Source organism: Streptococcus sp. 27098_8_76, from assembly GCF_041432315.1.
Taxonomy (GTDB): Bacteria; Bacillota; Bacilli; order Lactobacillales; family Streptococcaceae; genus Streptococcus.
Genome location: NZ_JAPVZI010000014.1, coordinates 1 through 23,267, shown reverse-complemented (window position 1 = coordinate 23,267; position 23,267 = coordinate 1). Strand labels below are relative to the sequence as shown.

18 protein-coding genes, 1 tRNA gene and 1 pseudogene are annotated in these 23,267 nt (G+C 38.5%); 15 read left to right on the top strand and 5 right to left on the bottom strand.

All coding sequences use genetic code 11. The features are described 5' to 3' along the window. The first annotated feature begins 154 nt into the window (after positions 1–154). The 4 genes from O3636_RS09480 (at position 155) to smc (ending at position 5,691) form a co-directional block, all read left to right on the top strand. Positions 155–1,141 carry a GMP reductase gene (locus O3636_RS09480; RefSeq protein WP_000931173.1) on the top strand — a complete coding sequence of 329 codons (987 nt, stop codon included), beginning with the start codon at positions 155–157 and terminating at the stop codon, positions 1,139–1,141. A 66-nt stretch (positions 1,142–1,207) separates the two neighbouring features. Beyond that, positions 1,208–1,279, top strand: a tRNA-Arg gene (locus O3636_RS09475). 183 nt (positions 1,280–1,462) lie between these two features. Continuing rightward, the gene (gene rnc, locus O3636_RS09470) at positions 1,463–2,161 is read left to right on the top strand and encodes a ribonuclease III (RefSeq protein ID WP_000661487.1); all 699 of its coding nucleotides are present in this window, start codon (positions 1,463–1,465) and stop codon (positions 2,159–2,161) included. Next, a complete protein-coding gene (smc, locus tag O3636_RS09465) occupies positions 2,152–5,691 on the top strand; it encodes a chromosome segregation protein SMC (protein ID WP_371642864.1) in 3,540 nt (1,179 codons plus the stop codon). Before rnc ends, smc begins: the two co-directional genes overlap by 10 nt. A 193-nt stretch (positions 5,692–5,884) precedes the next feature. Here the strand turns inward: smc and O3636_RS09460 are convergent, their stop codons facing one another. After that, positions 5,885–6,736, bottom strand: coding sequence for an Rgg/GadR/MutR family transcriptional regulator (locus tag O3636_RS09460; protein WP_371642862.1), 852 nt, complete (start codon positions 6,734–6,736; stop codon positions 5,885–5,887). A 79-nt stretch (positions 6,737–6,815) separates the two neighbouring features. Between O3636_RS09460 and O3636_RS09455 the strand changes: the two genes are divergently transcribed. The 6 genes from O3636_RS09455 to ftsY all read left to right on the top strand — a co-directional run bounded on the left by O3636_RS09455 (position 6,816) and on the right by ftsY (position 11,904). Further along, positions 6,816–8,027: an MFS transporter gene (locus O3636_RS09455; protein WP_371642860.1), complete on the top strand. Its 1,212-nt coding sequence runs from the start codon at positions 6,816–6,818 to the stop codon at positions 8,025–8,027. Continuing rightward, positions 8,011–8,139, top strand: a complete 129-nt coding sequence (locus tag O3636_RS09450; RefSeq protein WP_283956869.1) for a hypothetical protein — start codon at positions 8,011–8,013, stop codon at positions 8,137–8,139. The genes O3636_RS09455 and O3636_RS09450 overlap by 17 nt, the downstream gene beginning before the upstream one ends. Positions 8,140–8,279: 140 nt before the next feature. Next, positions 8,280–8,744, top strand: coding sequence for a DNA methyltransferase (locus tag O3636_RS09445; protein ID WP_371642858.1), 465 nt, complete (start codon positions 8,280–8,282; stop codon positions 8,742–8,744). Positions 8,745–9,013: 269 nt separating this feature from the next. Continuing rightward, positions 9,014–9,805 carry a Cof-type HAD-IIB family hydrolase gene (locus O3636_RS09440; RefSeq protein ID WP_371642856.1) on the top strand — a complete coding sequence of 264 codons (792 nt, stop codon included), beginning with the start codon at positions 9,014–9,016 and terminating at the stop codon, positions 9,803–9,805. Then, on the top strand, positions 9,805–10,623 hold the full coding sequence (locus O3636_RS09435) for a Cof-type HAD-IIB family hydrolase (RefSeq protein WP_000763411.1): 819 nt from the start codon (positions 9,805–9,807) through the stop codon (positions 10,621–10,623). Before O3636_RS09440 ends, O3636_RS09435 begins: the two co-directional genes overlap by 1 nt. 3 nt (positions 10,624–10,626) lie before the next feature. After that, positions 10,627–11,904 carry a signal recognition particle-docking protein FtsY gene (ftsY, locus tag O3636_RS09430; protein WP_371642854.1) on the top strand — a complete coding sequence of 426 codons (1,278 nt, stop codon included), beginning with the start codon at positions 10,627–10,629 and terminating at the stop codon, positions 11,902–11,904. A 45-nt stretch (positions 11,905–11,949) separates the two neighbouring features. Here ftsY and zwf read toward each other — a convergent pair whose 3' ends face one another. The 3 genes from zwf to O3636_RS09415 all read right to left on the bottom strand — a co-directional run bounded on the left by zwf (position 11,950) and on the right by O3636_RS09415 (position 16,493). Continuing rightward, positions 11,950–13,437, bottom strand: coding sequence for a glucose-6-phosphate dehydrogenase (gene zwf, locus O3636_RS09425; RefSeq protein WP_049501794.1), 1,488 nt, complete (start codon positions 13,435–13,437; stop codon positions 11,950–11,952). A 150-nt stretch (positions 13,438–13,587) separates the two neighbouring features. Continuing rightward, positions 13,588–14,328, bottom strand: a complete 741-nt coding sequence (locus O3636_RS09420) for an amino acid ABC transporter ATP-binding protein (RefSeq protein WP_001096324.1) — start codon at positions 14,326–14,328, stop codon at positions 13,588–13,590. Beyond that, positions 14,328–16,493, bottom strand: a complete 2,166-nt coding sequence (locus O3636_RS09415) for an ABC transporter substrate-binding protein/permease (protein WP_261021605.1) — start codon at positions 16,491–16,493, stop codon at positions 14,328–14,330. Before O3636_RS09415 ends, O3636_RS09420 begins: the two co-directional genes overlap by 1 nt. Before the next feature lie 170 nt (positions 16,494–16,663). On the opposite strand from O3636_RS09415, the gene O3636_RS09410 reads away from it, so the two are divergent. The 4 genes from O3636_RS09410 (at position 16,664) to O3636_RS09395 (ending at position 21,221) form a co-directional block, all read left to right on the top strand. Continuing rightward, complete coding sequence (locus O3636_RS09410; RefSeq protein WP_371642852.1) at positions 16,664–17,617, top strand: CPBP family intramembrane glutamic endopeptidase; 954 nt, start codon at positions 16,664–16,666, stop codon at positions 17,615–17,617. 76 nt (positions 17,618–17,693) lie between these two features. Further along, complete coding sequence (uvrB, locus tag O3636_RS09405) at positions 17,694–19,682, top strand: excinuclease ABC subunit UvrB (protein WP_371642850.1); 1,989 nt, start codon at positions 17,694–17,696, stop codon at positions 19,680–19,682. 31 nt (positions 19,683–19,713) lie between these two features. Continuing rightward, positions 19,714–20,742, top strand: a complete 1,029-nt coding sequence (locus tag O3636_RS09400; protein WP_000258405.1) for an acyltransferase — start codon at positions 19,714–19,716, stop codon at positions 20,740–20,742. Positions 20,743–20,753: 11 nt separating this feature from the next. Continuing rightward, positions 20,754–21,221: an 8-oxo-dGTP diphosphatase gene (locus tag O3636_RS09395; protein ID WP_371642849.1), complete on the top strand. Its 468-nt coding sequence runs from the start codon at positions 20,754–20,756 to the stop codon at positions 21,219–21,221. Here O3636_RS09395 and O3636_RS09390 read toward each other — a convergent pair. Further along, positions 21,218–21,289, bottom strand: a pseudogene (locus O3636_RS09390) (DNA-binding transcriptional regulator); the annotation flags it as partial. The gene O3636_RS09395 and the pseudogene O3636_RS09390 overlap by 4 nt on opposite strands. A 248-nt stretch (positions 21,290–21,537) precedes the next feature. On the opposite strand from O3636_RS09390, the gene O3636_RS09385 reads away from it, so the two are divergent. Then, positions 21,538–23,267: YSIRK-type signal peptide-containing protein (locus O3636_RS09385; protein WP_371642847.1), on the top strand; the 1,730-nt coding region annotated here is incomplete at its 3' end.

Below are 23,267 nucleotides of genomic sequence, written 5' to 3'. Positions count from 1 at the left end.
TATTTATACAGCAAAATCCGAACATTATATTTTAATTTATAAAATTATTTGACAAAAACTGTACTTTGATTTATAATTAATTAAGGATACGCCGGAAAAGGCGTAGTGATGCGCAAGCATAGGTAGGTCATTACAAAAGAAACGAGACATCGATATGTTAAATGAATTTCCAATTTTTGATTACGAAGATATTCAATTGATTCCAAATAAATGTGTGATTAAAAGCCGTGCAGAAGCAGATACAAGTGTCACTCTAGGAAATCACACCTTTAAACTACCTGTTGTGCCAGCTAATATGCAGACGATTTTGGATGAAAATGTAGCAGAGCAACTGGCTAAAGGGGGTTACTTCTACATTATGCATCGTTTTGATGAGGCAGGACGCATTCCTTTTATTAAACGCATGCACGATCAAGGGCTCATTGCTTCCATTTCTGTCGGTGTTAAGGACTATGAATATGAGTTTGTTAGCCAGCTCAAGGCTGACGCTCCAGAATACATCACGATTGACATTGCTCATGGTCATGCGGATAGCGTGATTTCTATGATTCAACACATAAAGAAAGAATTGCCAGATACCTTTGTCATTGCTGGAAATGTAGGAACACCAGAAGCGGTGCGCGAATTGGAAAATGCTGGTGCGGATGCTACTAAAGTCGGAATCGGTCCTGGTAAGGTTTGTATTACCAAGGTTAAGACTGGTTTTGGTACAGGTGGTTGGCAGTTGGCTGCTCTACGCTGGTGTGCTAAGGCTGCACGTAAACCGATTATCGCTGATGGAGGGATTCGCACTCACGGTGATATTGCTAAGTCTATCCGTTTCGGTGCCAGCATGGTTATGATTGGTTCCCTCTTTGCAGGACACATCGAAAGTCCAGGGAAAACGATTGAAGTCGATGGTGAACAGTTCAAAGAATATTATGGTTCAGCCTCACAATATCAAAAAGGTGCTTACAAAAATGTGGAAGGCAAACGTATCTTGCTTCCTGCCAAAGGTCATCTGCAAGACACTTTAACTGAGATGGAACAAGACCTTCAAAGTGCTATTTCTTATGCAGGTGGACGTCAGGTTGCTGACCTTAAACACGTTGATTATGTTATCGTGAAAAACTCAATCTGGAATGGGGATGCTTCCCACTAAGATGGGCTATCCGTCTAGAAAAAAACTTGTTATTAGAGCAAATTTCTGTTATAATAAAACAAGTTTCCACCCTTAGTGTAATGGATATCACGTAAGATTCCGGTTCTTGAGATGGGGGTTCGATTCCCTCAGGGTGGATGTAAACATCCTAAAAAAGCCTTTAATAGGGCTTTTTTCTTTACACAGCCCTAAATTGGCCCTTAAAATTGAAAATCTCTTTTTAAAGAATTCCCAAATGCTTTCCAGTCCCGTTTTAAAGTGACTCAGGGGGCTTTTTTTGATATAATAAAAAGGACTGTTATCAGTTAGAAAGAGGTTGGTATGAAAGAATTACAAACTGTACTAAAGAACCATTTTGCAATCGAATTTGCAGACAAAAATTTACTGGAGACTGCGTTTACTCATACGAGTTATGCCAATGAGCACCGCCTCTTAAAAATTTCACACAATGAGCGCTTGGAATTTTTAGGAGACGCTGTTCTACAGTTATTGATTTCAGAATATCTGTATAAAAAATATCCTAAAAAGCCTGAGGGGGACTTGTCTAAACTCCGTGCCATGATTGTCCGCGAGGAGAGTTTGGCTGGTTTTGCGCGTGATTGCCAGTTTGATCAATTTATCAAGCTGGGTAAGGGGGAAGAAAAGTCTGGTGGACGAAATCGTGACACCATTCTTGGTGATGCCTTTGAAGCCTTTCTTGGTGCCCTCCTTTTGGACAAGGATGTGGCCAAGGTCAAGGAATTTATCTATCAAGTCATGATTCCAAAAGTAGAAGCTGGCGAATTTGAGATGATTACAGACTACAAAACCCATCTCCAAGAGTTACTTCAGGTCAATGGAGATGTGGCTATTCGTTATCAGGTGATTTCTGAAACGGGTCCTGCCCATGATAAGGTCTTTGATGTAGAGGTTCTTGTTGAAGGCAAGAGCATTGGTCAAGGTCAAGGTCGTTCTAAGAAATTAGCAGAGCAAGAAGCTGCCAAAAATGCCGTTGAGAAAGGGCTGGATTCATGTATTTAAAGGAAATCGAAATTCAGGGATTCAAGTCTTTTGCTGACAAGACCAAGGTCGTTTTTGACCAAGGTGTGACGGCAGTTGTTGGACCCAATGGATCTGGAAAATCCAATATTACAGAAAGTCTGCGTTGGGCTTTGGGGGAGTCAAGTGTTAAGAGTCTCCGTGGGGGCAAGATGCCGGACGTCATTTTTGCTGGAACAGAAAGTCGCAAACCGCTCAATTATGCTTCTGTAGTTGTGACTTTGGATAATCATGACGGATTTATCAAGGACGCTGGTCAAGAAATCAGGGTAGAACGCCATATCTATCGTAGCGGAGATAGCGAATACAAGATTGACGGTAAGAAAGTCCGTCTGCGTGATATTCATGATCTTTTCTTGGATACAGGTTTGGGACGAGATTCCTTCTCCATCATTTCCCAAGGGAAGGTTGAGGAGATTTTCAACTCCAAGCCTGAGGAACGCAGAGCTATTTTTGAAGAAGCTGCTGGAGTTTTAAAATACAAAACTCGCAGAAAAGAAACTGAGAGTAAACTGCAGCAAACTCAGGATAATCTGGATCGTCTAGAAGATATTATCTACGAGTTGGATAATCAAATCAAGCCTCTTGAGAAGCAAGCTGAAAATACCCGTAAGTTTCTAGATTTGGAAGGTAAACGCAAGGCTATTTACTTGGATGTCCTTGTTGCTCAAATCAAGGAAAATAAGGCTGAACTAGACTCGACAGCAGAAGAGTTGGCACAGGTTCAGGAACTCTTAACTAGCTATTACCAAAAGCGTGAAAAATTAGAAGAAGAAAACCAAACTCTTAAAAAGCAACGCCAAGATTTACAAGCTGAAATGACCAAAGATCAGGGCAGTTTGATGGACTTGGCTAGTCTGATTAGTGATTTAGAGAGAAAATTAGCCCTATCGAAATTAGAATTTGAGCAAGTAGCCCTGAATCAACAGGAAGCACAAGCTCGTTTGGCTGCTTTGGAGGATAAGAGAAATTTACTAAGTCAAGAAAAATCTGATAAAGAAAGCTCTTTAACTCTGTTAGAGGAAAATCTAGTCAAAAATAATCAAAAACTCAATCGTTTAGAAGCTGAATTGCTAGCTTTTTCAGATGATCCTGATCAGATGATTGAGCTCTTACGTGAACGCTTTGTGGCTCTTCTACAAGAAGAAGCCGATGTCTCAAATCAACTGACCCGCATCGAGAATGAGTTGGAAACTAGTCGTCAGCTTTCTCAAAAACAAGCAGATCAACTAGAAAAGCTCAAAGAACAGCTGGCTACAGTTAAAGAGAAAGCTAGGCAGCAAAAGGCGGAGCTTGAAACTGCCAAGGAGCAGGTTCAAAAATTATTGGCCGACTACCAAGCTATTGCCAAGGAGCAAGAGGAACAGAAAGCTTCCTATCAAGCTCAACAAAGTCAACTCTTTGACCGTCTGGATAATCTCAAAAACAAGCAGGCTAGAGCTCAAAGTTTGGAAAATATCCTTAGAAATCACAGTAACTTTTATGCAGGTGTCAAGAGTGTTCTACAAGAAAAAGACCGTCTTGGTGGAATTATTGGTGCAGTCAGTGAGCACCTGACCTTTGATGTGCATTATCAAACTGCCTTAGAAATTGCATTAGGGGCAAGTAGCCAGCACATCATCGTAGAAGATGAAGAGTCGGCAACCAAAGCTATTGATTTCCTCAAACGAAACAGAGCCGGTCGTGCAACCTTTCTTCCTTTGACAACGATCAAGGCGCGTACGATTTCTAGTCAGAACCAAGATGCTATCGCTGCAAGTCCAGGATTTCTGGGCATGGCAGATGAGTTGGTGACATTCGATAATAGGGTGGAAGCTATTTTCAAGAACTTGCTAGCTACAACAGCTATTTTTGATAGCGTGGAACATGCGCGTGCAGCTGCTCGACAAGTTCGTTATCAGGTTCGTATGGTGACTTTGGACGGTACAGAGTTGCGCACAGGTGGTTCTTACGCAGGTGGAGCCAATCGCCAGAACAACAGCATCTTCATCAAGCCAGAACTGGAGCAATTACAAAAAGAAATTGCTGAAGAAGAAGCAAGCTTGCGTTCAGAAGAGTCGAGTTTGAAGACCTTGCAAGACCAGATGGCTAGATTGACCGAATCATTAGAAGTTATCAAATCTCAAGGAGAGCAGGCTCGTATTCAGGAGCAAGGCTTGTCCCTCGCTTATCAGCAGACCAGCCAGCAAGTTGAAGAGCTAGATACTCTTTGGAAACTCCAAGAAGAGGAATTAGATCGTCTTTCTGATGGAGATTGGCAAGCAGATAAGGAAAAATGCCAAGAGCGCCTTACTACAATCGCCAGTGACAAGCAAAATCTGGAAACTGAGATTGAAGAGATTAAGTCTAACAAAAATGCCATTCAAGAACGTTATCAAAACTTGCAGGAAGAGGTAGCGCAAGCTCGCTTGCTTAAGACAGAACTGCAAGGACAAAAACGTTATGGAGTTGCAGATATTGAACGTTTAGGCAAGGAATTGGACAATTTAGATATCGAGCAAGAGGAAATTCAGCGCCTTCTTCAAGAAAAGGTTGACAATCTTGAGAAAGTTGATACGGATTTACTCAGTCAGCAGGCCGAAGAAGCTAAAACTCAGAAAACAAACCTCCAACAAGGTTTAATTCGCAAGCAGTTTGAGTTGGATGATATTGAAGGTCAACTGGATGATATTGCTAGTCATTTGGATCAGGCTCGCCAGCAGAATGAAGAGTGGATTCGCAAGCAAACACGTGCTGAAGCTAAGAAAGAAAAGGTCAGCGAGCGCTTACGCCATTTACAAAGTCAATTAACAGACCAGTATCAGATTAGCTATACTGAAGCACTAGAAAAGGCACATGAATTGAAAAACCTCAATCTGGCAGAGCAAGAGGTGCAGGAATTAGAGAAGGCTATTCGCTCACTGGGTCCTGTCAATTTGGATGCTATTGACCAGTACGAAGAAGTCCACAACCGTTTGGATTTCCTAAATAGCCAGCGAGATGATATTTTGTCAGCGAAAAATCTGCTTCTTGAAACCATCACAGAGATGAATGATGAGGTAAAGGAACGCTTTAAATCAACGTTTGAAGCTATTCGTGAGTCCTTTAAAGTGACCTTCAAACAGATGTTTGGCGGAGGTCAAGCGGACCTCATTTTGACTGAAGGAGACCTGCTGACAGCTGGGGTTGAGATTTCTGTTCAACCTCCAGGTAAGAAAATCCAGTCTCTTAACCTCATGAGTGGTGGTGAAAAAGCCTTATCAGCTCTTGCTTTGCTTTTCTCCATTATTCGTGTCAAGACCATTCCTTTTGTCATCTTGGATGAGGTAGAAGCTGCGCTGGACGAAGCTAATGTTAAGCGTTTTGGGGATTACCTCAACCGCTTTGACAAGGACAGCCAGTTCATCGTCGTAACCCACCGTAAGGGAACCATGGCAGCGGCTGATTCTATCTATGGAGTGACCATGCAAGAGTCAGGTGTCTCAAAAATTGTTTCGGTTAAGTTAAAAGATTTAGAAAGTATTGAAGGATGACAATTAAACTAGTAGCAACAGAAATCGGGATAAGGAAATTGATACAATAGCATATAAAGAAAGCCTTGAAATTTAGCTGATTTCAGGGCTTTTTAACTGTCTATTGCTATCAGGGTAAAATCATTAGAGATGTTGTGAGTTTATGGAGACACCCTTGATTTGTAAAATGTTAAATGGTAGAGAATCATTTCATCTATTCTTTGTTTACCAGTTTATAGAAATGGCTAGTATAGTGTAATTTTAACTTGTCTTCTCCTAAAATATCAAGCACTTGTATGGCCTGTTTCATTTTTTCAATTCCGCTATCTGAATGACGTTTAAATTCAAAGTAACCAGTTGCATAGAGAAAAACTGTCTGTTCATAAAAGTTTAATTCATTATCTAATAATGCTTTTATCTCGGAGATTAGATAAGTACAGTTTGAAAATTCTTCTTTACCTATGCTCAGGATTAGACAATTGATGGCCAGTTGAGTGACAATTCGCTTATTTGTTTTATTCAATGAAGAGTAGATGTAATTGTTCAACATTTCCTTTGTTAATAGGAAGTAGGAGTTGTAGTTTATTGTTCGTACACAGTTACCTAATAAAGTGATTTCATAGTAACCCCATTTTTCAACTTTGAAGAGATAATCTGTCAATTGAAGTAATTCTTTATTTGATGGAATAATGCTGGAATCCATTGTATGTAGAATGGATTTTATCATTGTTTTCTCGAACGAATTTAAAGTGTAATGTGATGAGTCAGAAAGTAGAGCGGCTATATTATTGATGTTTTGTGATGAATATTGCTTACGAATATATTGAACCAAATTAGCGAATAATTCAGTATTAGTATAATCTTCATCATGTAAAATAAGAAACTCATCTAAAGTAATGTGTAATTTGTCTAAAATATTGATAAGTCGAATACAAGATATCTCTGATTCCCCACGTTCGAATCTAGATATTTGAGATTTTGAAAGATGTTCATCTGCTACAGAGCATAGACTAATTTGTTTTCCTTTACGAACTTTTCTAAGTGTGATGCCAAGTTTTGATTTCATAATTTCCCATTTTCCCAACAAAAATTAAATCCGTTTTTATTTATTGTACAATAAATAAAAACGGAAAGGAAGTCCGAGTATGAAGAAAATTTCATCAGAGTTAAAATATTATCTATATATCATTTTTACAAATTTACGATTTACTAGAATAGTAAATGTTATCTTTATTGTCCAGTTTTTGGGATTATCTTTAGTACAATTTGCATTTTTTCAATCTATTTTTCTATTTTCACAATTAGTTTCAGAGGTTCCCTACGGAATTTTAGGAGATAGATTTAGTAAGAAGAAAATTGTTCTATTGGGACTAGTTCTGTTATCAATTACTCCATTATTAACTCTTTCATCAATCTTGCTAATGAAGGACTATGTTATACTAGGTGCATTTGTTTTAGAAGGAGTAGGAAATGCTTTATTAAGTGGAGCTGATGATGCCTTGTTTTTTGAATCTCTAAGAAGTGAAGGCAAGGAGGAGAGTTATGGGAAAATACGAGGAAAGTTACAATTAATCAGCGCTCTGACTTTGGGGATTGCTACATTTATAGGAGGTGGTTTATATAGCATTACAAGATATTTACCATATTTTATACAGTCTTTTACACTTATAGGTTCAATGATAATCATCATATCTATTCCAGATAATCAGAAACACGCTATAGAAGATCTTAATCAAAATGGTGTTCCGAAATTTAAAGAATTATTTTCAGTTTTTCATAGGTTGCTAAAATCTACTAAAATTCTTTTCATGATCGCTTTTACTACGGTTATTGTCTCAGCAATTAACGCAGTGTTTGCTTTATTACCAGATTATTTTTCTAAAATAGGATTTTCTACATCTATTAATGGAGCTATGTTTATGATTTATAGTATCATTGGTGGCATAGTAGCAACTCAAGCTTATAAAATATCAAAAGTAAGAGTTTCTAAATTAATTATGCTGCTATCATTGATACTAATGATTTCCATTATTTTTCAAATTTTACCTTTCAATGCCACATTTATATTTAGTCTTCTACTGTTGTACGTTATCATAGATATTCTTGATCCTATTATCATGGAGATGTTACATCTTTGGGTTGATGACAATTCAAGAGCAACAGTTATATCAGTACTATCCTTTTCAATTAGTCTTGTTACAATGTTGGTAAATCCGATAATTGGTGTAGGAATTCAAATATTTAACATGAGAACAACTATCTTATTGATTTCTTGTTTTATGATTATAATGATATTAATCTCGTATTTGTTAATAGAAAAAACTAAAAGGAGTAAAAAATATGAAAACAGAGAATAAGGCTTATTTAGGTGATTCCAGAGCTATGGAAGATGTCGAAAATGATTCTGTTGATTTAATAATCACTTCTCCACCATATTTTAATTTAGTTGATTATAAACATGATAATTAGATTGGGTTAACAGAAACATATAAAGGAGATATTTAGAGTCTAAATAATGTTTGGGAAAAATGTAGTAAAATATTAAAAGAAACAGGAACAATTTGCATCAATATTTGCAGTTCTGTAGAAATTAGCAGAAAAATCAAAATATGTATTACGATATCAAACATGAAATTGAAAAATTCTTTGCAGAGCTTAATTTCTATATTGAAGGGACAATAATATGGAATTTGAATAATACTTCATATATCAAAAATCAAGTTAAAAAATATCCTTCAAGTTATTCGAATAATGAGTCTTTGATTCTAAATAACTATGAATACATTTTGATTTTTAAGAAAAAGTCAGAATTTATAGTGTGGGATAGAAACATTGAAGACACTAAATTTATTGACTGCATTTGGGATATACCTTGGAGTATACCTTGGGATTATTCTACAAGACCACCAGCTTTTCCAGAACAAATTGTCAATCAACTTATTGATATTTATTCTCTTGAAGGTGATGTTGTGTTGGATCCGTTTATGGGGCAAGCAACTATATCTTTGTGTATTTTTAAGAAAAACAGAAAGTTCATTACTTATGAATTAAATCCAACCACTTATAAATTATGAAGAAACCTTTAAGACAATTCTGAAAGATGGGTATCTCGTCCTTGTTTTTCGATTTTTATTAGATTAATTTCAACTTTTATTGGCGGTGGAAGTTAGTTTGGGAATTTAGAAAAAATCCAGATATACCAAAGGGTTAAGCTGTATTGGATAAAAATTAAGTGATAAAGTCGGAAGTTTATCAAGCGTCTAATCTCAAATGGATTAGGCGCTATTTGCTTTTTCTATGGTATAATATAAGATAGATTTATTAATTGGAGTATGAAGAATTTATGATTAAACTAGTAGCAACAGATATGGACGGTACCTTCCTAGATGAGAATGGGCGTTTTGATATGGACCGCCTCAAGTCTCTTTTGACTTCCTACAAGGAAAAAGGGATTTACTTTGCGGTAGCTTCGGGTCGGGGATTTCTGTCTCTAGAAAAATTATTTGCTGATGTTCGTGATGACATTATTTTCATCGCGGAAAATGGCAGTTTGGTCGAATATCGAGGTCAGGACTTGTATGAAGCGACTATGTCTCGTGACTTTTATCTGACGACTTTTGAAAAGCTGAAAACTTCACCTTATGTAGACATCAATAAATTGCTCTTGACGGGCAAGAAGGGCTCTTATGTGCTAGATACGGTTGATGAGACTTATTTAAAAGTGAGTCAGCACTATAATGAAAATATCCAAAAAGTAGCGAGTCTAGAAGATATTACAGATGACATTTTCAAATTTACAACCAACTTCACAGAAGAAACGCTGGAAGCTGGGGAAGCTTGGGTTAATGAACATGTTCCTGGTGTTAAGGCTATGACAACTGGTTTTGAATCTATTGATATTGTTCTGGACTATGTCGATAAGGGTGTGGCTATTGTTGAATTGTCTAAAAAACTTGGCATCACAATGGATCAGGTTATGGCTTTTGGAGACAATCTAAATGACTTGCATATGATGCAGGTTGTGGGACATCCTGTAGCTCCTGAAAATGCACGACCAGAAATTTTAGAATTAGCAGAGACTGTGATTGGTCACCATAAGGACCAGTCGGTTATAGCTTATATGGAGGGCTTATAATGGCAGATATAAAATTGATTGCATTGGACTTGGATGGGACCTTGCTGACTACTGATAAAAAGCTGACGGATCGTACTAAGGCAACCTTGAAAGCAGCGCGTGATCGTGGCATCAAGGTCGTATTAACAACTGGTCGTCCCTTAAAAGCTATGGATTTCTTTCTCCATGAGCTAGGGACTGACGGTCACGAAGATGAGTATACCATTACTTTTAATGGTGGTTTGGTTCAGAAAAATACAGGTGAAATCCTTGATAAAACAGTCTTTTCATATGATGATGTGGCACGCTTGTATGAGGAAACAGAGAAATTATCACTGCCTCTTGATGCCATCTCAGAAGGAACAGTTTATCAAATCCAATCGGACCAAGAAAGTCTTTATGCCAAATTCAACCCAGCATTGACCTTTGTTCCAGTGGACTTTGAAGACCTATCTAGTCAAATGACTTACAATAAGTGTGTGACAGCCTTTGCTCAAGAACCCTTGGATGCAGCTATTCAGAAGATTTCTCCAGAGTTGTTTGACCAATATGAAATCTTTAAATCACGTGAAATGTTGCTAGAGTGGTCACCAAAGAATGTACACAAAGCAACCGGTTTGGCCAAACTAATCAGCCATCTGGGAATTGATCAAAGTCAAGTCATGGCCTGTGGTGATGAAGCCAATGACCTTTCTATGATTGAATGGGCAGGGCTCGGTGTTGCCATGCAAAACGCTGTTCCTGAAGTCAAGGCGGTTGCAAATGTGGTAACTCCAATGACCAATGATGAGGAAGCTGTCGCCTGGGCTATCGAAGAATATGTGCTAAAGGAGAACTAAGATATGGGATTGTTTGACCGTCTATTCGGAAAAAAAGAAGAACCTAAAATCGAAGAAGTTGTAAAAGAAGCTCTGGAAAATCTTGATTTATCTGAAGATACTGAACCTACCCTTACAGAAACTGAGGAAGTTTCTCAAGAAGAAGCAGAGGTTGCTGAAGAAGCTGTGCTCCAAGAAGAGGAAATCCAAGACACAGTTGAAGAAAGTAAGGATTCAGAGCCTGTTGTAGAAGTTCAACAAGCAGAAGAATTGCCAAACTCAGAAGAAGTCCCAGAGGAAGAGAATCCTGAGCTTGAAGAATCTGTAGAAGAAAATAGTTCTGAAGTTCTTGAACCAGAAAGGCCTCAGGTAGAAGAAACTGTTCAGGAAAAATATGACCGCAGTCTTAAGAAAACTCGTACAGGATTCGGTGCTCGCTTGAATGCCTTCTTTGCCAATTTTCGCTCTGTTGACGAAGAATTTTTCGAGGAACTGGAAGAATTACTGATCATGAGTGACGTTGGTGTCCAAGTCGCTTCTAACTTAACTGAGGAGCTACGCTACGAAGCCAAGCTTGAAAACGCCAAGAAACCTGACGCCCTTCGTCGCGTCATCATTGAGAAATTGGTTGAGCTTTATGAAAAGGATGGCAACTACGATGAAACTATCCATTTCCAAGACGGCTTGACAGTCATGCTCTTTGTTGGGGTTAATGGCGTTGGGAAAACAACTTCTATCGGAAAACTAGCTCACCGCTATAAACAAGCTGGTAAGAAGGTTATGTTGGTTGCGGCAGATACCTTCCGTGCAGGGGCAGTAGCCCAGCTAGCTGAATGGGGTCGACGCGTAGATGTTCCAGTAGTGACTGGACCTGAAAAAGCTGACCCAGCTAGTGTAGTCTTTGATGGTATGGAACGTGCTGTAGCTGAAGGTATCGATATTCTCATGATTGATACCGCTGGTCGTCTGCAAAATAAGGACAACCTCATGGCTGAGTTGGAAAAGATTGGTCGCATCATTAAACGTGTTGTCCCAGAAGCACCCCATGAAACCTTCTTAGCACTTGATGCATCAACAGGTCAAAATGCTCTTGTACAGGCCAAAGAATTTTCGAAAATTACTCCTTTGACAGGAATTATCTTGACTAAGATTGACGGAACAGCTCGAGGTGGTGTTGTTCTAGCCATCCGTGAAGAACTCAATATTCCTGTAAAATTGATTGGTTTTGGTGAAAAAATCGATGATATTGGAGAGTTTAACTCAGAAAACTTTATGAAGGGTCTCTTAGAAGGCTTAATCTAATCAAAAGCAAAAATCCTGCAAGATACAAACTTGCAGGATTTTTTTTTATTCTAAACGACCATCTTGACGATAGGCGATGTCTGGTTGCCAAGTCCATTTGGCACCGAATTTTTCAAGTAAGTCAAAGCTTGCTTGAGGTCCCATGCTTCCAGCTTTATAGTCATGAAGTGGGGCACCATTTTCAGCCCAGAGTTCTTCGATACGGTCAATCAATTTCCATGACGCACCAACTTCATCCCAGTGGCTAAAGTTAGTTGAGTTGTTATTTAAGACATCATAGATTAATTTTTCGTATGGTTCTGGAGAAGCACCAGTTGCGGTCGCATCTGTACGGTAATCAAGTGAGTTAGGAGCCAAGTTAAATTCTTCTCCCACCTGCTTACCATTTAGGCTAAGAGAGAAACCTTCTGTTGGTTGGATATAGATGGTCAAAATGTTTGGAGCAAGTGGTTCTCCAAAGATAGAATCCATTTGTTTAAAGACGATGTTGACATGAGTTCCTTTTTCAGTCAGACGTTTACCAGTACGGAAGAAGAAAGGAACACCACGGAAGCGATCGCTGTCTACAAAGAAGGCACCAGATGCAAAGGTTTCAGTTGTAGATTCTGGATTTACATTTGGCTCGCTACGATAAGAAATGTATTTCATGCCATCAATCTTACCTGAACGGTATTGACCACGGATAAAGTGTTCTTTAAGCTCTTCATCAGTTGGATGATAGAGGTTTTTAAAGACCTTAATCTTTTCAGCACGAATCTCGTCTTTAGTGAAGCTGGCTGGCTTGTCCATGGCGAGGAGCGAAAGCAGTTGCAAAGTATGGTTTTGTACCATGTCACGGAGGGCACCAGATTGGTCATAGTATCCACCTCGTTCTTCTACCCCCAAGCGCTCTGCAAAGGTAATTTGAACATTATCGATAAAGTCCTTGTTCCAAACATTTTCAAAAATCAGGTTTGCAAAGCGAACTGCAAAGATACTTTGAATCATTTCCTTACCAAGATAATGGTCAATACGGAAAATTTGTTCTTCGTCAAATGTTGCTAGGAGTTCGTCATTCAACTTGCTTGCAGTTGCGTAATCTGTACCAAATGGTTTTTCAACGATTAAGCGCTCAAAACCTTTACCATCCACAATGTTTTCAGACTTGAGGTGTTTTGCGATAGTTCCAAAGAACTGAGGTGCCATAGACAAGAAGAAGAGCTTGTTGTGTTCAGCTTGGTACTTGTCATTTAGTTCAGCCTGCAATTGACGCAAAGCAATGTAGTGTTCTGTATCATTGACATCATGACTTTGATAGTAGAAGTGGCTAGCGAACTCCTGAGCCTGTTCGGTACTATCTGCCAAATCAAGGATAGATTCGACAACAACAGATTCAAAATATTCCTTGCTCCAAGGACGACGGGCAGTTCCGATGACTGCAAAGTGCTCGGAAAGATTGCCGGATTTATATAGTCTAAAAAGGGAAGGGTAGAGCTTGCGTTTAGCCAGGTCTCCACTCGCACCGAAAATTGTAACAATAACCTTAGATGACATCTAGCTACCTAATTTCTATTTTTATTCCTAGTCTTGCTAGGTATGAGGAAATCTCATTTCATAAACTTAATTCTAACATAATTTTCCGAAAAATCAAAAAATCCAATACGAGATAGAAAAAAACTGCAAGGAAATCCTTACAGTTTGCGTTTAGACGTTTAAGACCTTGTCCAAGAACTCTTTCAGACGTGGGTGTTGAGGGTTATCAAAGATTTGATCAGGTGTTCCGTCTTCTAGGAATTCACCGTCTGCAGTAAAGATAACGCGGTTGGCAACCTGACGGGCAAATCCCATCTCATGGGTTACGATAATCATGGTCATACCTTGCTCAGCCAATTCCTTCATAACGTTCAGTACGTCTCCGACCATCTCAGGGTCAAGGGCTGAAGTTGGTTCATCAAAGAGCATGATGTCTGGATTCATTGCTAGTCCACGAGCGATGGCCACACGTTGTTTTTGACCACCTGATAGGCTATCTGGGTTAGCATTAGCTTTATCTGCTAGCCCAACCTTTTCAAGCAATTCCATTCCCAATTTCTCAGCTTCTTCCTTAGTCATCAACTTGTGCTCAATTGGAGCAAAGGTAATGTTGTCCAATACGGACATGTGTGGGAAGAGGTTGAAGTGTTGGAACACCATACCGATATTTTCACGGACGTGGTCAACGTTGGTTGTTTTTTCAGTTAAGTCATAGCCGTTCACAGTGATGTGACCGCTCGTAACTTCTTCTAGAAGATTGAGGCTACGGAGGAAGGTCGACTTACCAGAACCTGAAGGACCGATGATACAAACAACATCTCCTTCATAGAACTTAGTCGTAATTCCTTTTAGGACCTTATTTTTTCCATATTGCTTATGTAAATCATTTACATCAATTTTTAATTTTGCCATTAACGAATCCTCTTTTCTAAGCGTTTCGCTAGTCTAGTCAAAAGTGTGATAATTACAAGATAGAAGATAGCAAGGATTGCATACATCTTGAAACTTTGGTAGTTACGGGCGATGATAATCTTACCAGTTTGGAAGAGTTCCACCAAACCGATAGCAGATACGATGGTTGTATCTTTAAGTGCGATAACGAATTGGTTAACAAAGTTTGGCAACATCAATTTAGTTGCTTGTGGCAAGATAATCTTACGCATGGTTTTTCCATAAGAGATACCCAAGCTTCGGCTGGCTTCCATTTGGCCAACTGGAACGGCCTGAATACCACCACGAACGATTTCAGCGATATAAGCTGCTGCGTTGAGTGAGAGGGCAATAGTACCAGCTACGAAGTCATTAATTGGGCTTTGTTGCCCTGTCATAGATTCGATGAAGTTTGGAATTCCCCAGAAGATGAAGGCTGCAAGAATCATCAATGGAATACCACGGATAACGTCAACGAAAATCTCAGAGATCACGCGAAGAGATTTGTAGGGGCTAACGCTAAACATACCGAAGATAATCCCGATAACAATGGCAATAGCAAATGAGATAAGAGCTAGAGCAAGGGTGATACCAAGCCCGCTAAGGAGTTGTTTGTAGTTGTTTTGGAGCAAGCCCCAGATAGTTGTCTCATCAACAGTGCTTGTTGAAGCAGATGAAGATTCGCTAGCTAGGTACTTATCAAGAATCTTTTGAAATTCACCGTTTGCTTTGAGGTTTGCAAGTCCGTTGTTGAACATTTGAATCAGTTCTGGATTTGCTCCTTTTTTAACAGCAAAGGCTGTTTCACCGATTGGAGTTCCAGCGATAGGTGTTTTCAATTTTTGTCCTTGGCTGATAGAATATTTTAGAACAGGCTCATCATCCATAACGGCTTCAATGGCTCCAGTATTTAAACTGTCATACATTGAAGAACCATCAGCAAAGGTTTTAATTTTGTAGCCGTATTTACTTTGATTTTCTGTTAGGAAGGTTTGAGAAGCAGTTCCGTTTTTAACACCGACTGTCTTTCCTTTTAAATCTTCATAAGAAGCAATGGTGCTTGATTCTTTGACACCAAGGATAGTATTGGCAGTGTAGTATGATTCTGAGAAGTCAAAAGTTGCCTTACGAGCATCTGTAACAGACATACCAGCAATGATACCATCTGCTTGACCAGCTTGGACAGCGCTGATAGCTGCATCAAAACCTGGGTTAGTAATTTCAATTTCAAAACCTTGGTCCTTAGCGATTGCCTTAATCAATTCCATATCAATACCAGTAAATTGGTTGCTTGAATTTTGGAAAACAAAAGGTGCAAAAGAAGAATCGCTGGCAATAATGTATTTAGCTTTAACAGGAATGGCTTTTAAGCCTGCAAGAGTAGTTGTAGTTGGCACTGCTGAAGATGATGACGCAGTCCATTTCTTGATGATTTTATCAAGACTACCATCTTTTTTCATTTCAGCCAAGGCTTGGTTAAATTCAGTAACTAGGTGCTCGTATTTGCTTCCTTTTTTAACACCGAAAGCAAAACTTCCTACAGCTTCCCCATCCATTTCAATATGGAGGTCTTGACCTTGGTTGATGGCATATTCGATAACAGGTTTGTCATCCATCATGGCATCGATGGCACCAGCACTCAAGCTGTTGTTCATCAAATCACTAGTGTCAAATGTTTTAATAGTAAAGCCATATTTATCTTTGATTGTTTCAAGAAAACGTTGAGCGGCAGTTCCGTTTTTAACACCAACGGTTTTGCCAGACAATTGGTCGTACTTGCTAATCTTGTGTGCCTTTGTAGTTGCAATGACAACTTTTGTATCATAGTAAGTATCAGACATGGTGAAGACTTTTTCACGTTCTTTCGTCTTTGTCATCCCTGCCATGATAGCGTCAGCTTGGCCAGCTTGAACCGCATTTACCGCTGCGTCAAATCCAGGATAGGACATCTGAATGTTCCATCCTTTAATCTCAGCGACTTTATTGATAATGTCAACATCAATTCCTTTATAAGTTTGATCTGAATCTTTAAACTCAAAAGGTGCATAGGCGGTATCAGAAACAATCTTAATAGTTTCTGCTTTCGCAATACCTAATGAGAAAATTGGGAATAAAATTAGCAAAAATGCTAGAAATTTTTTCTTCATTTTTAGTCTCCTTTTCCGAATATTTTCCCATTATATCAGAAAAAGTAAAAAAAGGCAAATTTTTATATTTCTGTGTCAGAAAATGTAACATTGTTTTTTCTTTTCTTTCTTGAATTGCTATTAAAAAGTGCTATAATAATAGTATATATAGAAGAAAAGAGGACAGGGATATGAAGAACAAAAGAATATTTAAAGACTTCCAAGCTTCAAAAATGAGTTTAAACATTTACACAAGCCCCTTGTTAGCCTTTGTTTTTGTCTTTATAGGAGAGTTTGTGGCTTATACTCTGTATGGTATTAGTTTGTTAGCTCTTATCGGACTTGCTAGAAATTTTGGAGAGACTGGTCAAAATCTTGCAACCTACTTGCAGACTTTGCATGCGAGCTTGACGGATAAATCAAGTGACTTTCATTTAATTTTAGATTTACTGGCCTTTGGTTTCATTCTCAACACTGTGTTCAGATGGACTAGAAAAGTTGAGAAAAGACCTATTCGAACCTTGGGATTTTATAGAGAGAATTTCCTCAGCAATCTTCTTAAAGGCTTTGGTCTAGGTTTGGCACTTTTTCTTCTTAATTTGTTAGGTTTAGTAGCCTTGGGGCAATATCGTTTGGAATCCATTCACTTGAATCTTTACTCGCTTGTCTTTGTCGTCTTTACTATCCCATTTTGGATTTTACAGGGGACAACAGAAGAAGTGGTAGCCCGTGCTTGGCTCCTTCCTCAATTGGCCTCAAGAACCAATCTAAAACTGGCTATTCTTATATCTAGCGTACTTTTCACCCTGCTTCATGTGGGAAATTCTGGTCTAACACCTCTATCTCTAGTGAATCTCTTTTTATTCGGAGTTGCCATGTCACTTTACCTTCTTAAAACAGATACAGTTTGGGGTGTAGCAGGTATTCATGGAGCCTGGAATTTTGCTCAGGGAAATCTCTTTGGGATTTTAGTTAGTGGTCAGCAGTCAGGAACGTCTTTGATGACCTTTTTACCACAAGGCAATCAAGACTGGCTGTCAGGTGAATCTTTTGGAATTGAAGGTTCTATCATGACAAGTCTAGTCTTGCTACTGCTGATTCTCTACCTCGTCTATCAATTAAAAAAAGAAAATGAAAGGATGTGACTTCGGTCTGTCCTTTTCTTCGTGAAAATGCTACAAGTATGCTAAAATAGGAATAGCACATCGAGAGAGGATTCTTATGATCAATCGCATTACAGATAATCAATTTAAACTAGTATCAAAATATCAACCTTCAGGAGACCAACCTCAAGCTATTGAGCAGTTGGTTGATAATATCGAGGGGGGAGAAAAAGCTCAGATTCTGATGGGGGCGACTGGTACAGGGAAGACCTATACCATGAGTCAGGTCATTTCTAAAGTTAATAAACCAACACTGGTCATCGCTCACAATAAGACTCTAGCAGGCCAGCTCTATGGGGAGTTTAAGGAATTTTTCCCTGAAAATGCAGTTGAGTACTTTGTGTCTTACTATGATTATTACCAACCTGAGGCCTATGTCCCTTCTAGCGACACCTATATTGAAAAGGACAGCTCTGTCAATGATGAGATTGACAAACTTCGTCACTCAGCGACTTCAGCCCTTTTGGAGCGAAATGATGTTATTGTCGTAGCCTCTGTCTCCTGTATCTATGGTTTGGGTTCGCCCAAGGAATACGCTGATAGTGTCGTTAGTCTCCGTCCAGGTCTTGAAATTTCTCGTGATAAACTCTTAAATGACTTGGTCGATATTCAGTTTGAGCGAAATGATATTGATTTCCAACGCGGAAGGTTTCGTGTGCGGGGGGATGTGGTGGAGATTTTTCCCGCTTCCCGAGATGAACATGCTTTTCGAGTGGAGTTCTTTGGAGATGAAATCGACCGTATTCGTGAAGTTGAAGCTTTGACAGGTCAGGTGTTGGGAGAAGTGGATCATTTGGCGATTTTCCCGGCCACTCACTTTGTGACCAATGACGACCACATGGAAGTTGCCATTGCTAAAATTCAAGCAGAGTTAGAGGATCAGTTAGCTATCTTTGAGAAAGAAGGCAAACTGCTTGAAGCCCAGCGCTTGAAACAACGGACAGAGTACGATATCGAAATGCTGCGTGAGATGGGCTATACCAACGGGGTTGAAAACTATTCACGTCACATGGATGGACGGAGTGAAGGAGAGCCTCCTTATACGCTGCTCGACTTCTTCCCAGATGATTTCTTAATTATGATTGATGAGAGCCACATGACCATGGGACAAATCAAAGGCATGTACAATGGAGATCGTTCTCGTAAGGAAATGCTGGTCAATTATGGTTTCCGTTTGCCGTCTGCTCTTGACAATCGTCCTCTCCGTCGTGAGGAGTTTGAAAGTCATGTACATCAGATTGTCTACGTTTCAGCGACACCAGGTGATTATGAAAATGAACAGACCGAGACAGTGATTGAGCAAATCATTCGACCAACAGGTCTTTTGGATCCTGAGGTGGAAGTCCGTCCGACTATGGGACAGATTGATGACCTCTTAGGTGAAATTAATGCCCGTGTTGAAAAGAACGAACGAACCTTTATCACTACCTTGACCAAGAAAATGGCAGAGGACTTAACCGACTACTTCAAGGAAATGGGTATCAAGGTTAAGTACATGCACTCGGATATCAAGACCTTGGAGAGGACGGAGATAATTCGTGACCTACGCTTGGGTGTCTTTGACGTCTTGGTCGGAATCAACCTGCTCCGTGAGGGGATTGACGTTCCTGAAGTGAGCCTCGTAGCGATTCTCGATGCTGACAAGGAAGGTTTCCTTCGAAACGAGCGTGGACTCATCCAGACCATTGGTCGTGCTGCTCGTAATAGTGAGGGACATGTCATTATGTATGCGGACACTGTGACCCAGTCTATGCAACGTGCTATCGATGAAACTGCCCGTCGTCGCAAAATCCAGATGGCCTATAATGAAGAACACGGTATTGTGCCTCAGACAATCAAGAAAGAAATCCGTGATCTGATTGCCGTGACCAAGGCAGTTGCTAAGGAAGAAGACAAGGAAGTCGATATCAATAGTCTCAACAAACAAGAGCGCAAAGAACTCGTCAAGAAACTAGAAAAACAAATGCAAGAAGCCGTCGAAGTACTTGACTTTGAACTCGCAGCTCAGATTCGTGATATGATGCTGGAAGTTAGGGCGTTGGATTAACAAACATTATAGGATAATAGATAAGGAAGATATGGTAACAAATAAAACAAGATATATAGGGATTGAATGCTGTAGAATTATAGCTATGTTGATGATTTGTAATTTGCATGTTTTAGGTATTGGAGGAGTCTTAGATAAAGTCGGGAATCAAAAAGATATATATTATTTTCTTGCTAATATCTTAGAAGCTTTTTCTTATCCAGCTGTCAATATTTTTATTTTAATTAGTGGTTACGTGGGTCTATATTCACAGTTTAGTTATAAAAAAATGTCTAAGTTTTGGTTACAAATTATTTTTTATACTATATCAATTACATTGACTTTTGCAGTGTTTTCAAAATTATCTGTAACTCCAACTGAATGGTTTTATGCCTTAACCCCAATCAGTAATGGTCAGTATTGGTATATGAGTTGTTATTTTGGCTTGATATTAATAGCACCAATATTAAATCAGGCAATTTTAACAATGAAGAAAGAATTATTGATTCAGATAATAATAGGAGGATTTATATATTTCTCTATTATTCCTACAATTTTCAAACAAGATTCATTAGGAATATGGAGAGGTTATAGTGTTCTATGGATGATATTACTCTATATAGTGGGTGCTATAATCAGAAAATTTAAGTATGAAAGTTATTTTCAATCATGGAAAGTTATTTTTGGGATATTATTATTAACAAGTCTAACCTTTGTATTGTACTTCTTTAATTATGAACAGTGGAGGAGTTATAGTTCACCGACAGTGACTCTTCAAGGAATATTGATATTTTTATTATGCTTAAATATAAAAAACATTCCACCTTCACTTGAAAAAATAGTTCTAGTTTTATCTCCGCTTACATTGGGGGTTTATCTATTTCATGTTCATCCTCTTATTTTCAGGAGAATTCTACCTAGCATAAATTTCTTAATTGATGGGAAAGAATTATTTATGTTTGCTATTATTATTTTGATAGTAACACTTTTATTATTTTTTGTAGGAGCTATTTTTGAGTATATTAGGCAAAGTCTAATAAATATAATTTTAAATATGACAAAAGTATTAACCAAATCATAGAAGGAGAAAATATGTCCCGTTCCCAATTAACGATTTTAACAAATATTTGTCTGATTGAAGATCTAGAAACCCAGCGCGTGGTTATGCAGTATCGCGCTCCTGAAACCAATCGCTGGTCAGGTTATGCCTTTCCTGGAGGTCATGTAGAAAATGGCGAGTCTTTCGCAGAGTCTGTCATTCGTGAAATCTATGAAGAAACAGGATTGACTATCCAAAATCCTCAACTTGTCGGCATTAAAAATTGGCCACTAGATACAGGTGGGCGCTATATTGTCATTTGTTATAAAGCGACTGAGTTCTCTGGTACTCTTCGCTCTTCAGAAGAAGGAGAAGTTTCTTGGGTGCAAAAAGACCAGATTCCAAACTTGGATCTGGCCTATGATATGCTACCTTTGATGGAGATGATGGAAGCTCCTGACAAATCTGAATTTTTCTACCCTCGCCGTACAGAAGACGATTGGGAAAAGAAAATTTTCTAATCCTTTACCAAATAACCGAGCTGATCCAAGGCCTCCTCGATATAGCGGAGGTCTTGTTGTGTTTCCTGTCTAATGTAATAGAAGATTAGGAAAAAAAGTATATATACTTGCTAAAATTAAATGCTAAATTAGAAAAAATATATGGGTTATACTGTTAATTTTTCTAAGAAAGATGTAAAATAGAAAGTGTACTATGTTTTTAAAACAAGTGTGGTACCCAAAATTAAAAAACGTATCCTTTCCTTAAATTCCTAAAATATTTAAGGGTGGGTATTTTTTAGTACCTCAAAAATAAAAATAAGAGAGAGGCGATTAGATGAGAAAATCATATCGTGAAGTGAACGGAGAAAAGGTATTCCGTTATTCTATTCGTAAGTATCATTTTGGTGCTGCAAGTGTTGCTGTAGCAGCATTAATGTTTTTTGCAAATGGTGCGGTTAAGGCAGACACTTTACCAGTATCACCTGCTACGGCGAATACTGAAAAGGTAAATGTTGGTGTTACGGAACTGACAGAAGGAGTTCCACCTAAAGAGAATCCTATAGAGAAATCAAAAGAGGAAGTAGTGGGTGATAAAACACCAGTTGCTCAGAAGCTAGTGGATAAGTCTCCTCTCGTTCAGGCTATTAGTGAACTTCAAGCTGCGATTGCAAAAGTAGACGAGGAAAGTTTAGTAAGTTTATCTAATCAACTTATTCAATTAACCGATGAAAATAACCGTTTACTTAATGGAGAAAATATTTCTGAGGAAGCGATTGCAAGTCAAGTAAGTCGAGTTCAATTTCTTACAGAGCAAGTACGTCAACTTCACTCTAAGACTGAAGATAAAGCTTCTAACAAGGAAGATAGATCTGGTTCTAAAGTTCAAGATAAAAAAGAGTTTGAAGTATCAGAGAATGCTGTGACACTTGTTAATCAGACTGCAGAAATCAAAAAATCTGTAAAAGATGTCAAAGACGAGAAAGTGTTCATTAATAAAACCGAATTAGAAACGCTTTTAAAAGAAATTGACAAATTGAATCCAGGAAAATACACTGAGGATTCAGTAAAGGGCTTAAAAGAAAAAGTTGCAAAAGCTAAAGAAGTATTAACAATTGCTAAAAATCAAGAGGAAGTTAATTCGGTATATAAAGAGTTAGTTAATTACAAAAACAGTAGTTTAAGACGTGTGAAAATGACTCATAAACCACTAGAGGAAAACACTCCTAAACTAGATACAACAAATGGTAAAGAAACAGTAGGGAAGAAAGCCCAAAATACTGAGCCAAATGATAGGAATATCGCAGGACATAATCATATCTTGAATGGGATTACTTTACCTGAAGGTAGTGGACTACGAGCTGCACCAAACAATGCAAATTTTAGATATGAAACAGATGGCGCAGATTTATCTAGTTTAGTTGCTGGTGAAGAATTAGGATATGGCAAGAAGGTTATTATTAAAGTTAGATATGATAAGAGTGTCATTTCTAGTCGAGATATAAATATCACTACAACCCCTAATACTGGACCAAGGATTGAGTATACTAACAAATATAGAGATGGTATTGCACCGTTTGATGGTGGAAGCAATGTGAAATTAGTAGGTCAAATTCCGAATGATATGATTGGGACTTACGATTTGCATGTTCACATACTCAATAATAAAAATAGTAACTCAGAAATCACAACTTTAAAAATTCCAATAACCGTCAAACCTAAAAAGCCAACTGTAAGTGTTGCTGATTTAGTAAATGCAGAAGGAAAAAAGCCAGTTGTTACAGCAACAGTTGCGAATACATCTATAAGCAAAGTTGAATTTTATCTTAATGGGCAAAAGCAAACTGTAGTAAATGCAACAAATGGACAGGCAACGTGGACACCAACTAGTGCACTGAGAGAAAATGATCGAATTACCGTTAAAAATATTGCACAGGGTGGAATACCTCCTAGAGATGCATATGGAAATACTTTTACAACAAGGGAAACCACGTCAGATATGAGTGATGCTGTGGTAATTCCCAAAGCACCTAAAACAGCAACACCAGGAGCATCAACAGTAGTAAG